This window comes from Paenibacillus sp. FSL R5-0486, assembly GCF_037975155.1.
Classification (GTDB): domain Bacteria; phylum Bacillota; class Bacilli; order Paenibacillales; family Paenibacillaceae; genus Paenibacillus; species Paenibacillus amylolyticus.
Genome location: NZ_CP150237.1, coordinates 5,053,954 through 5,066,494, shown reverse-complemented (window position 1 = coordinate 5,066,494; position 12,541 = coordinate 5,053,954). Strand labels below are relative to the sequence as shown.

The window sequence follows — 12,541 nt, the reverse complement described above, 5'->3', positions numbered from 1 at the left end:
AAAGTGTTAGCTACAATATTGATTTTTAGTATTACGTTTGTTCTATTCATACCTAATAACATCGTATCAGCAGCTAAACCTCATACTGTAAACACGAAGATCCATACGTATAAGGGTCAAAAATATGTCCAAATCACCGGTGGAAATCAACAAGTAAAGGACAAAATCAATAAGGTCTTGAAGACTTATGCTGTAAAAGCATCCCAAGAAAACGTAGAATTAAAGAAACAGCAAAATTACTTTTACAGACAAACGACATCCGAGACGAAATTTAATAATAATCAGCGATTATCCGTTGTATTTAAAGATTATTACTACAAGGGTGGGGTGCACGGATATGAAGAAGCGACTACATACAATTTTGATTTGAAAACAGGATCACAACTTTTTTTAAATAACGTTACTAAGACGAACCAACAGAGTGTTAACCTTTTCGACGGTATTGAGTCTGGATTACGGGTTAAGAAGGAAGTGTTCGACGATAAGATTAGAAATTTCCCGCTAAGTAAAAAATCCAGTTTTTATTATTATAATGATGGGATTGTCATAATTTTTGACCCGTATCAAGTAGGCCCTTATGTAGCTGGGTTTATAGAAGTAAAAGTACCCTACACAAGAATCCAGTCCAACAATACTTTGCCCTTTTTAGATTTAACAAAAGACTCGGTTAAATATTTAAAGCAAGGAAAATTACCTGGTTTCAAAGAAATAAGCTTTGGAAAAACCATAAAACAAGTATCTGATGCACTGAATAGCAAAGTGAGAGAATCCTATTATGAGAGTGGAGGGCTATTCTGGATTTTTGAGAGATGGAACTATGCTTCTTTCAATTTCAGTGAAGAATCTGGGCGACTGGCTTATGTATATTTAAGTGCTAGAGCTTTTCCTATGAAAGGGTTCGATGATATCGAGAAGATCTTGGGCAAAGGCACAAGGTTTGAAAGTACAGAGTATGAAGGTGAATTTGTCCTCACGTATCAATTTGATAATGTATATCTTGAATTCACATCTGAATCTCCTAAAGAGTCCGTTAATGCAATTAAGATTTCAAAAAGATAAATTGGTTTGGTTTAAGCTGACTACTATGTATAAATCAATTCATTTAACTGGAAGGTGCTTACCAACTATTATTTACTAGATCAGGAAGATTGTCCGATCTTTTTATGAATTCTTGTTAGATTTGGAACCTACTGATGTGATCAGAAATTTCCAGATCTAACAAGAAAATTTTAAGGTTTCAATCTAAGGAGGATGAACTAGATGTTAATTGAATGGATTAAAATAAAGGGTCTTCGAAATTTTGGTGATGAGCGTATTAACTTCTCTAATCAAACTTTGATAATTGGAGCAAATGATGTGGGGAAATCTAATTTAATTTTTGCGCTTAGAATATTATTTGATCGAGGATTGAGTGATAGAGATCTAGATTTACTGGATAGTGATTATAATGTTTATACAAAAGCTAACTCAATAGAAATTACAGTGAAGATCAGTAATGTAACGGAAGACTGTTTGATAAGCACATTTAAAGGTGATATCCAAAATGGAACTGTTTATGTTCAATATAGGAACTCCAAAAATGGCGAGTTCAGCACTTATTCTGGTCATTCAGTAGATGCATTGGAACTGAAGTCGCCTCGTTTTTATATCAAAAGACTCAATATGGAATGTGTTAATTCTAATAGAAATCTATCATCATTCATAAAAAGAGAAAAAAATCAAATATTAGAGAATGCGAAGTCACAACTCTCTGCGGAATTAGCAGAAGAAGATAAGATCTCCATTGATAAACTAAAAGTGGTACTAAACGATGTAAGTTCAGGAGTGGATGAGTTAAATTATATAAAAAAATCCTTGGCGAGTGTGAATCAAGAATTGAAAGATTTAGCTATACATAATGAGAATCAAGACTTGAGTTTTAAAAACGCAAACTCCGACGTAAAAACGATGCTTGAAAATTTAGAATTAACTTACGCATCTGAAGGTGAAACTCTCACATTAGGTGGAGACGGAAGAAATAACCAAATATTCTTGGCCACTTGGGTAACTAAGCAAAAAAGTAAAATAACACTTGAGAGAGTTACCTTTTTTGCTATTGAGGAGCCGGAGGCACATTTACATCCTCACCAACAGAGAAAACTCTCTAGCTATCTATTAGATAATTTCAAAGAACAAGTTTTTATAACTACTCATTCACCTCACATAGCTGCTGACTTCCGTCCGGATAAAATTGTGAAATTGAAAACACATAATAAAAAAACTAGTGCTGCAAACGGAGGATGTAGTGAAGACATAAGCCTGAAATTTGATGATTTTGGGTATAGATTAGATGCTATTACTTCGGATATATTTTTTGTGAACGCCGTGTTTTTAGTTGAAGGTCCCTCAGAGAAACTTTTTTATACAGCTGTGTCTAAGAAGATGAATATAGATCTTGATCGTCTCAATGCTTCAATAATTTCTGTAAATGGAGTTGGATTTAAACCATATATAAAAATATGCCAAGCATTGGATATACCATTCGTATTTAGGACTGATAATGATATTTTCAGTAAGAAAAAGACTATTGGAACTAAGACTCAGGAGTTTTCGTTTCAAGCGGGTGTGTCACGAATAATGGGGATATTTAAGGAAGTGTTAGATAAAAACGAAAATGCTGTCCTTCTTGAATATTGGGGGAAAAATGAGTCATACAACGAATGGCCTAAGGAATCTAAGATTCCCCAAAAAGCAGTTGATATTCTAAAACATATTACACAGGAAGTAGAAAAAAAGAATATTTATTTATCACATAAAGATTTAGAGAATGATTTAGTAGAAAGCAATCTATATAGGAACCTGAAAAGTTTCTATAACACGAGAGCAAAAAGTAGCACGGTTAAAATTATGCAAAAAGCTAAAGCAGAGAATATGTTTGAATTTTTGAAAAATAATTATGATGCTTTGGATTGCTTGGAAAAAGACGATATTGTTAAGCCCTTAAAAAAAATTAAAGAATTAGCTGAAAAGGTCGTGAAGGAGAATGGGTAATTCTTTTCCTCCCACTGATGAGCAAAATGTAATCATTGAAGAAACTGGAAATCTAGTTGTTACTGCAAAACCTGGAAGTGGTAAAACATTTACGGTTGTAGAAAAGATAAGTGTGATTTCTAAGACGTTATTAAATTATCAAGGTGTAATTGCAATTTCATTTACGAACAAAGCAAGTGACGAATTAGAACTTCGATGCAGAAAAAAAGGGGTTAAAAAGAATAATAACTTCTTTGGAACAATTGATAAATTCTATATTTCCGAGATAATTATTCCTTTTGCAAAGTTGTTAATTGGAAAAAATGTTACATGGGAAGTAAAAAATTCGGTGGATGATTTTCCGAAGTATGCGAGACTAAAAGATCTTAATAAAAATTTTAATGATGAAGAATTATTGGAACTACTTCAAAAATCACTGAGTGAAGGGTATGTATTTTTAGAAATATGTGCTGAAACGGCTCAGTACATTTTAAATGTTGTTCCTGAATGCATATCATACTTGTTAGCGCGTTATACTCATATCTTTATAGATGAATATCAGGACTGTGGCAAATTTCAACATCATATTTTTCTGAAGTTAGTGGACGCTGGAATGGTTGGTATCGCTGTTGGAGATCTAAATCAAGCAATTTATGCATTTAGTCAGAGGTACTCGAAGTTTTTATTTTCATTGATTTCAAACGAAGATTTCAGATATTTAGAAATAACTAAGAACCATAGGTGTCATAAAAGCATTTCAGATTATTCATTAGCTCTTATGGGAATTCCTAATATTAACTTATCGGATGATCCAAGAGTTTTTAAAACGTATATTCCAGGAACAGATCATAATATTTTTGAATCGATAGATTTTAATTTACCTTTACTAAAAGAGAGGTACAATCTTGAGAATAACAATGATTTTGCAATTCTATGTAGAGGGAATGAGACAGCAAAAAGAGCAGCAGGATTTCTTCGTACTCCGAATAAATTGTTTGTTGAGACTGCCTTAGATAGAAGCAATTCACATTGGGGAATTATATTTAATGATATGTTATCTTCTTATTTTATGTTTGGAGGTGGACTCACGACAAAATTAGATTTTGTACAGAGCTACTTTAATGAGGATTTAGATGTGCGGAAATTTGAAAGAGCACTTAATGTAATTCATGCAATTTTTATATTAGGCGAAGAAGAATTAATCAGTAATATTGATTTATTTATATGTTTTGCAGAAATGGTTCATCCAGACGATAGAGATTTAGAAGTATGTAACGAATTAAAGCTTATTCTAGGAGATACTCAAAAACTAAATAGTTTTAAGCCGGCTACAGAGAATGAGGTTAATATAATGACGCTCCATAAATCAAAAGGATTAGAGTTCAAAGTTGTATTTCATTTAGATTTATACAGATGGATACTACCCTTTGAAGGAGCTAGGACGTCAGAAGAAGAGTATATCCAAGCACTTAATTTACATTATGTAGGTGTAACTAGAGCAGTTGAGGCTTGCTATATTATGCAAGCTACTCTTCGCTATCGCCCAGCGCAAGGAGATCTTTGGTCAGCGGAGGAATCACCCTTTTTACATCTTCACAATACATCTAGTCTTAGGCAAGATATTTATTGTTCAATCCCTCAAGTTCCTTTTCATACTGCAATCAGTAAGGTTCTAGTCAAATAGTTGCTTCAGACACGGAAGTATCAGAGCATTAAAGAGGTATTAAAAGTATGATTGGTATTCACCCTATTATTATTGTATTGGATCGATAATATAGTACAATGAATTTTTTTGTCATGATGGAGAGACCCTTTGAAAAAATGAGTACCATCTGTTTAAAATGTAAGGAAGTTGGGATAACATGTTGAAATTCGAAATAACAAGTCAAATGGAGAAAGAAATTAAACAATGGGACTCATGCATACCTCTCGACGTATCAGGAGCAAAGTTTGCTTATACGTTCATGCCTACGGGGATTGGTTTGATTATTGAAGTAAAGTGTGACGTTTGTAAAAGAAAAATTTCATTTAATGAGTTTTAAAACAAAAAGGACCAGTGCACTATAAAAATGCAACTGGTTCTTTTTGTTTTACATTTGATAGTGAGATTGAAAGACGGCTTGGACTAGATCAATATATCGGGCTATCGGATATGGGTTATGAAGTATCCTCAAATATTACACAAATTACCCTTAGGTTTCGTTGGTTGGCTTAATCCCATATTACAGAATGCCTTCAAATTGATAGGGTGTATTTGTTTGTACCAGATTTAGATGATTTTGATATCTTAAACCAGTGTTAATCGAGGCTAGAAGGAGCGCTGTAGGAGATATTACAGAAGATGTAATTCGGAAAAACGTAAAAGATAAACGGAAATAAATATCTGGAGAAGAGGAAGAGCGCCTTTCGGGGCGATTTTTTATTTTATCCCCTTTTCTAAAATATAAATTTCCGTAGCAATTTTATGTAAGGCTTTTTTGCCAGCATGGCTTAATTGTTGATGTAATCTGATAAGAGAAATACTTGCTTCATCCTCTGGATTCATTAGTTGGCCAAATAAGATATAATCTGTACTCACTTCTAGAGTTAGAGCCATTTTAATAAGGAGGTCAATACTGGGTAGACCTTTACCACTTTCAATTCGTTTAATATTCTCATCTGAAGTTTGAAGAGCTTGGGCAAAAGATACACGGTTATGAAATCGTGTCTTTCGAAGTTCTTGTATTCGGCTTCCCGTATCTTTGAAATTCATGTGATGATCACCCCTTGCCCAATAATAGCCAAATTAAAATAAAACAAGAAGGGTATACAAAATACCTATAATATAGGTATAATCAATAACGGATCTTCTCATTCTTAACGGTAAAGGAGTAGCCATGTATGAGTAATAATAATAAGGCGAATATCCTTGTTTTAATGGATGAGCATAACTATCGAAATGTGTATAGAATTGAAAAATTTATCTTATATCAGAATTGTTATTTCATTTTGATAACGGACGAAGAGCGGTTCGAATTGCTGCGAGAAGAATTTACCCCGAGAGGAAAGGAATGGATTAGTGCGGTCCATGAAGAAATAATAGCCATATCTGCCGTGGATCAATTACCTTTTCCAATCGTAAACTCAGATAAGAGATATAGAACAGTAGGCCTTATGTTTACGGAGGAGTTAAAGGCTAATGTTGCTAGAACGTATCAGTTCATGGTAGCAGGGGATGATGAAAACATTGATGTAATCCCCTATCTTAAACATATAATTGACCCCAATTTATAGGACAACCTGGACAAACAACAAGGAGTATGATGACAACTATGAATTCCAATTTAGCTAGACCTATCGTGATAGAGAATGTTCTTTTAAATAAAATACGTGGGAAAATAACATATCAAAGTTCTCTTTCCGCTCATGATTCTTTTTTGTTAACTTTCGTAAAATCGTATGATGATCCATCAGGTAAGGGATATCAACGTCCAGTTGATATCAGAAGATGTAATGAATTTGCTTTATATTTATCTAAGGGAGACGAAGCTCTATTCACTCCTTTATTATTAAATGCATCCTCAAATTGGGAGTTTACAGCATATGACAAGCAACGTCCAACATTTGGTCGTCTCATTTGTAAGGCCAAAGCGTCACTAATGGATGGGCAACATCGCTTAGGAGGAATAAAACGCTATATAGAGGAAACAAATTCCGATTTGGCTGTTCCTTTTGTAGCGTTCCATTACTTAGATGATGACGAGGAAATCCAATTGTTTAATATCATAAATACCAAAGCTAAAGGAATTGCCCCTTCTCTAAGTAAATACCTTACTAGAGCTTCAGATGATATTAGTTGGGTTGCAACTGAATTGCTTGTAAGAGCAGATAGTCCATTTCATCATATTGGTAGCATCGTTGGTAAACGAAACAAGGGAAGACATATTACCCTTCAAAATTTGTACCGGACATTGAAGTATCTGACAAAGAAACCGCAATGTTCGGCTTTGACCAAAGAGGTCAAATTACATTTGTCTTTGCTATATTTCAATTCAATTAAAGAGAAGTTTTATCCACAGTGGATTGATTATAAAGAACAGCGATTAACTCATATTGTTTGTTTGGATGCTTTATCTATGGCAGGCTCGGATCTCATTGAAAGCTGTATCAATGAAGAGGGGAATATCGATTATAAGATGATTCCCAAAAAGATTGAAAAATTAAAGGGGATAGATTGGTCATCAGATGGTCATCTAAAGTATATCAAGGGGATTTCGGGCTCTAAAGCCCTTGCAGAGGATCTTACAGATCGGATGTTGGTTTAAGTCTCCACTAGATTAGATTTACATGGAAATGAACGGAGAAAACTATGGTTGGCATGGAAGTTACATTAACAGTGAAGGTCATGCCTTATGAGGACGAGGCCCTGAGTAGCTTCATTATTCGTGCAGTGTCGAAGGACAAGAACATAGTCCCATTAAAAGGCGCTATGTTGGTCATAACCCTATCAAGTAGACAGTGAAAAAAAGACGATTTTAAGCTGCGGCCGTTTCCCGGTATTCCACCGGGGAAAGGTCGTTTAGTCTTTTCTAGAATAGGTTCTGGTTATAGAACAGAATATATCCGCTCACTTGCTGCTCAACCTCCGCTTGGTTTGCTGCCTAATTCAAGTATATTTTCTCGGTCTTTAAATGAGAGAAGAACGACTCGATACAGGCATTGTCCAGGCAATTCCCGCGTCGGGAGTGACTTCCTAGAATGCCGAGTTGTTTCAGTTTACGGTGAATAGCTTAGATGTGTATTGAAATACTTGATCCGAGTGTAGGATTACGCCACTCAGATCCGTGTGCTGACAGAGTCTATCCAGCGTTTCATGAACCAAAGCAAGGTCATTTCGTTCGGAAAGATGCCAAGCCACAATCTCGTAATTATACAAATCCTGAATGACAGACTAGTACACAAACTGTTCTTCAGCGCGAATATAGGTGATGTCTGTAACCAGTTTAGTTCGCGGTGAACTCGCTTGAAACTGGCGCTCAAGTCGATTTGGATTCACTACAGAAGCTTGTTTCCCAAAGAATCGACGCTTTTTTCGATTGACAGAACAGATCCCTAATTGTTTCATTAATCGATACACCTTTTTGTGGTTAACTCTCAGGCCTTCTCTCCGTAAAGCCACTGTCATTCGAAGGTAACCAAAGTAGGGATGAACGCGATGAATGGCAAGCAGATGTGATTCCAATTCATGTTCTTGTTGTCTACGTTCACTTGTCGCCTGTCTACTTTTTCTCCACTTATAATAGCCCGAATGGGAAACCGCAGCTAACTTCAATAGCCAAGCCAGATTATGGTGCACTCGCAAGTCCTCTACAATCGGAAATCTGACAGCTTTACTCGTCACTCCTTGTGTAGATTTGGATACTGCTTTTTTAAATAGTCAATCTCCGCTCGTAAGTAAGCCATTTCTTCTTCCATACTGGAAAACTTCGTTTTAGGGCGTACTCGTTTAGATGTGGCTGGTTCTAAGCTCATTCCATGTTTCGTTTTCGCAGCCCATACTTGTACCTGAGATTTATTTGAATATCCAAACGTTTCGTGACTTCACGTATGCTCATATGTTCTTCGTTGACCAGCCGGGCTGCCTCCATTTAATTCTGAGGAGTACCACCGGAAAGTGTCCTTTTTTAGCCATGAAAAATCCCCTACATTATGCAAGATTAAGTCCATCTTAACAGATGTCTTTTTTCTCTTGTCTACTAAAAGGGGATAATACCATTTTAGAAGCTTTTTTGTTTTATCAGTACTAATTCTCTCTCCTATGCAGGAGTGAACATGTTCCGATTTATATGTTCTTTTCCTATCCCCCTTATTACTGACTTTTGAGATAGTTTATATATATATCTTATTTCGTTAATGGAAAGGCAAAAGGAATAGAGAAATCAATTTTATTTTACTTTTAATTACATAAGATCCATGTATCTGTGTTTTATTCAAATGTTTTAGATAGGATAGAAAGTGAATTTCTTGTCGAAATTACGCCCATACTGAAAGTGAGTCATACAAACAATGAAAGGATGTATATGATGGTTTTATTAACAAAACAGGTCGAACAAATATGTAAACGGCTAGCTCCGCATGGATGGAGAGATTTACTTATGATACATGGAGTAGATATCACTGCACCAGACTTGCAGGGAGAGCTGAGTAAAAAATTAAAGATTGATCGTACCATAAAAGGTTTTGAAGATTTCTCAATGGAAGGAAATCGTGGTATTGAACCTGGCTACCCAGCAAGAAGCTTGCTTTATCACGCCTTAGCTTCACCGAATGTCAATCTGGGGCATAATGGTTTTCCACTGTCTGTATTTCCAACGTTAGCTGAGCTTGATGTCGTCGAGAATTATGTTTATGGCATCAAGCCACCATGCTTATCTGAACTCCACCAGCGTGCAGGTGGAGATCTAGCTATTGTAGTGTTTTCGACGGAATATCGCCCTTCACCAGAAACAGTTCATCGAAAACATGCTGATGTTTGTTTCTCACGCACTGGGGTAGCACGAGTTGGAACGAAGGAGCCCCTTTATAACCCCGAAAGCCGAGGATTTCTTCCCTTTTTTGAAGGCGATGATTTTGCATTTCGAGTCCTACCCGCGCGGTACTCAGCTTACTTAGCGGTCCAAAAAAAAGGTGATTCAGGGAATTTTGGACCAATGAGTATCACTGAGGTTGCAGAAGAGGATAAAGATAGAATCTTTTGGGTACCTATTCATAAGATTTTTACCGGTTCGGAATGTTTAAAAGACGATCAAGGTAATCCACTGAAGTTAACTTTAGAGCTTAAGGCGACTCTTGTTAACGAGAAAATTCGTCGTATACATCAGGTTTTAAATGATAAAGAATATGTGGGTGAAAGAACTTATGATACCGGCTGGAAAGAACCAGATATTCACGAGTCACCGTTTTATTTCACTGAGGGAATAGCTGCATGGTCCGGTAATACTGATTTTGGACCTCACGTGCTTGTCCCAGATGTACATCCAGCACTTATTGAAAAAGCAGAATATAACAATAAGTTACTGACCTTCATTGTTCCTAAAAGCAGTGATTTAGAGGAAGGGACTATTTCAGGTTTAGATATTCGGCCCTTTTCCTCAAGTTTACAATTTCGTTTCTATAAAGAGCAGCAGAGCCTTGAGGAAACAAAGAATGTTATTTTCGGAAGACCAGTGCCTGAATATGTACATGTACGTCATGAACTCTTAGACAATGGAAGCCAACAGAACCTCAACAATATGACAGCGGAAGAGATGATAACAAAGCTAAAGAAAGGAGGCTACCAAGCCATACATTATAAAGACTATACAGGGGATGGATGGATAGAAGCAGTTTGTCCAGAAATATCGGATATACAATATTACCCTGCCTATTCAATGGTAACAGCCCCAGACTTCTTCCCGAACTGTGACCAGAGAGAGCTAATGGAATGGTACGAGAAGGAAGTAAATGAAACTATAAAAATTTATGTTTGGGAAAACAAAGATGACTTGCCTTACACGCTATCTGATATAAGATATCCTGTAAATATAAAATTAACTAATGAAGGGTCATCAGTGTTTAGTTTAAACGATGACACGACAACGGCGATCGTATCAACATTGTATGAGCAAATTCCAGATGAAACAATGGTACGTGTCCCTTTTACAACGAGACATTCCTATTTGCCAGATGCGGCTTCTGGAGTTTTCGCACCAGGTTGGGATGTAAGCTACGATCTCAGTAAGGAAGGACAAGAATTTATTGCGGGATATGGTCTAGGAAGTCCATTCCCTGAAGATGCCAAGTTGTGTGCAGCTTTGAGTACTTTTTGGCCAGCAGTTGCACCTGATGCAGCAAGAACGTTTGAAACAAGGTATCCAACGGTATGTCCTTTAACGGATGAGGAACTTGGGATTGTGGGGGGGGCACCTTGGGATGGTGTTCCAGGTCCAATCTTAGATCAAACCAAAGGTGAAGTGGAGTACAATCGTTTATCTCATGCAGACTATGTTGAAAATGCGTTGAACAATAAATTCACTTTGTCACTTACCGGGAAAATAGATGTTATGGAATATAAACAAAGACTATTAGCGATGGCTTATGTTTATAAAGCGTTAGGATTGGCTCCAAGCCCTGAAAATAGCTTAAATAGACAAAAAAGTGAATGGAGAGTTTTATCTTTTCAAGTAGTTGCAGGTCATAATGAAGAGCTGAAAAGAGCCCAGTTGCAAACGAGAACTGAATTTGCAGGTAATATCTATCGATTTGATGTGTATAAGTCAGGAGATGCTATTACACAAAGTAATAGTAGAAAGATCCGATTAACAATCAAAGAAAGAGTCATCCTATTTGTAAGTGAGCCGAATATTTTACTTCGTTACGTAACATGTGAAGATGAAGTGTGGACATATAAGAATGGGAATGAATGAAAAGTACGATGTCATTGTTATTGGATGTGGACCAGCTGGGGCAGCAACTGCAATCACTTGCGCAAGTAAGGGACTCAGAGTTGCCATGATTGATGGGGAGTCTTTCCCACGACAAAAACCGGGAGAAACATTACATCCAGGTATTGAGCCTGTATTGCACCATTTAGGTGTTGCACAGATCGTCCACCAAGCAGGTTTTTTACGTCATAAGGGACACTGGATTACATGGGAGCAAGATCGTCAATTTGTCCCGTTTGGTGCTGATGAAACAGGCGATTGGTATGGATACCAGGCACGACGTACCGAATTCGATTCCATTCTGCTCGAGCGTGCGATGTCTTTGGGCGTAGAGGTTTATCTTCAGCATCGCGCACTGAGGCCGATTATACAAAATAATCGTGTGGTAGGCGTCGTTACAGTAGGAGGTCAATTGATGTCCTCATTTCTAATCGATGGTACAGGCCGTCAGCACTGGTTAGCAAAAAAGTTGCGATTACCAATGGATACTTACTCGCCTCAACTTATTGCACGATATGGGTATGTGCAAGGAGAATGTCATCTCCGTGATGATGAACCTGCTATTGTTGCCGATCATGAAGGATGGACGTGGACGGCAAAGATCGGAGCTGGTATGTACCAATGGACACGCTTATCTTTCGGTAATATTCCGCTGGAAAATAGGTGGCTTCCAAAAGAATATCAGGAATTAACCCCAATAGGCAAAACTCTCGGAGCAGATATGACTTGGAGAGCTGTTCGACAACCTGCTGGTCCAGGCTACTATTTAGTTGGTGATGCTGCTTCTGTGCTAGATCCTGCCTCATCACACGGTGTCTTAAAAGCAATCATGTCAGGTATGATGGTGGGTCATTTGATTGACAAAGTAAACATGACTGGTTGTAAAGAGCATCTTGGGACTGAGGAGTATTGTAAATGGATAAGAAAGTGGTTTCAACATGATGTAAAAAAATTAAAGGAGCTCTATTTGCTCTTACCGATCAATCGTTCAAAGGGATGGTTAGAAACTGATACTTCTGTCTAAGACGACAATAAACGCGTTATTTGTATGATAAGAAAGAGGTGTAAAC

At 36.9% G+C, this 12,541-nt stretch carries 8 protein-coding genes and 1 pseudogene; 7 read left to right on the top strand and 2 right to left on the bottom strand.

Annotation, left to right across the window (positions count from 1 at the left end; all coding sequences use genetic code 11):
- Nucleotides 1–3 precede the first annotated feature (3 nt).
- The 3 genes from MKY01_RS22440 (at nt 4) to MKY01_RS22430 (ending at nt 4,693) form a co-directional block, all read left to right on the top strand.
- Complete coding sequence (locus tag MKY01_RS22440; RefSeq protein WP_339287226.1) at nt 4–1,059, top strand: DUF3298 domain-containing protein; 1,056 nt, start codon at nt 4–6, stop codon at nt 1,057–1,059.
- Nucleotides 1,060–1,260: 201 nt separating this feature from the next.
- Nucleotides 1,261–3,030 carry an AAA family ATPase gene (locus MKY01_RS22435; protein ID WP_339283560.1) on the top strand — a complete coding sequence of 590 codons (1,770 nt, stop codon included), beginning with the start codon at nt 1,261–1,263 and terminating at the stop codon, nt 3,028–3,030.
- Complete coding sequence (locus tag MKY01_RS22430) at nt 3,023–4,693, top strand: ATP-dependent helicase (RefSeq protein ID WP_339283559.1); 1,671 nt, start codon at nt 3,023–3,025, stop codon at nt 4,691–4,693. The genes MKY01_RS22435 and MKY01_RS22430 overlap by 8 nt, the downstream gene beginning before the upstream one ends.
- A gap of 735 nt (nt 4,694–5,428) precedes the next feature.
- Here MKY01_RS22430 and MKY01_RS22425 read toward each other — a convergent pair.
- The gene (locus MKY01_RS22425; protein WP_339283557.1) at nt 5,429–5,761 is read right to left on the bottom strand and encodes a helix-turn-helix transcriptional regulator; all 333 of its coding nucleotides are present in this window, start codon (nt 5,759–5,761) and stop codon (nt 5,429–5,431) included.
- Nucleotides 5,762–5,889: 128 nt separating this feature from the next.
- Here MKY01_RS22425 and MKY01_RS22420 point away from each other — a divergent pair, with 128 nt between their 5' ends.
- Entirely contained in the window at nt 5,890–6,282 is a 393-nt protein-coding gene (locus MKY01_RS22420; RefSeq protein WP_339283555.1) for a hypothetical protein, read from the top strand.
- A 38-nt stretch (nt 6,283–6,320) separates the two neighbouring features.
- A complete protein-coding gene (locus MKY01_RS22415) occupies nt 6,321–7,313 on the top strand; it encodes a DGQHR domain-containing protein (protein WP_339283553.1) in 993 nt (330 codons plus the stop codon).
- Nucleotides 7,314–7,577: 264 nt separating this feature from the next.
- Here the strand turns inward: MKY01_RS22415 and MKY01_RS22410 are convergent.
- Nucleotides 7,578–8,715, bottom strand: a pseudogene (locus tag MKY01_RS22410) (IS3 family transposase).
- A 428-nt stretch (nt 8,716–9,143) separates the two neighbouring features.
- Here MKY01_RS22410 and MKY01_RS22405 point away from each other — a divergent pair.
- Nucleotides 9,144–11,453: a hypothetical protein gene (locus tag MKY01_RS22405; RefSeq protein WP_339283551.1), complete on the top strand. Its 2,310-nt coding sequence runs from the start codon at nt 9,144–9,146 to the stop codon at nt 11,451–11,453.
- The gene (locus MKY01_RS22400) at nt 11,440–12,495 is read left to right on the top strand and encodes an NAD(P)/FAD-dependent oxidoreductase (RefSeq protein ID WP_339283549.1); all 1,056 of its coding nucleotides are present in this window, start codon (nt 11,440–11,442) and stop codon (nt 12,493–12,495) included. The genes MKY01_RS22405 and MKY01_RS22400 overlap by 14 nt, the downstream gene beginning before the upstream one ends.
- Nucleotides 12,496–12,541: the final 46 nt, after the last annotated feature.

What these genes read in the sequence shown, in the direction of transcription:
- MKY01_RS22435 (WP_339283560.1), top strand. Translation starts at nt 1,261, where the DNA reads ATGTTAATTGAATGGATTAAAATAAAGGGTCTTCGAAATTTTGGTGAT.
- MKY01_RS22430 (WP_339283559.1), top strand. Translation starts at nt 3,023, where the DNA reads ATGGGTAATTCTTTTCCTCCCACTGATGAGCAAAATGTAATCATTGAA.
- MKY01_RS22425 (WP_339283557.1), bottom strand. Translation starts at nt 5,761, where the DNA reads ATGAATTTCAAAGATACGGGAAGCCGAATACAAGAACTTCGAAAGACA.
- MKY01_RS22420 (WP_339283555.1), top strand. Translation starts at nt 5,890, where the DNA reads ATGAGTAATAATAATAAGGCGAATATCCTTGTTTTAATGGATGAGCAT.
- MKY01_RS22405 (WP_339283551.1), top strand. Translation starts at nt 9,144, where the DNA reads ATGATACATGGAGTAGATATCACTGCACCAGACTTGCAGGGAGAGCTG.
- MKY01_RS22400 (WP_339283549.1), top strand. Translation starts at nt 11,440, where the DNA reads ATGGGAATGAATGAAAAGTACGATGTCATTGTTATTGGATGTGGACCA.
- MKY01_RS22415 (WP_339283553.1), top strand. Translation starts at nt 6,321, where the DNA reads ATGAATTCCAATTTAGCTAGACCTATCGTGATAGAGAATGTTCTTTTA.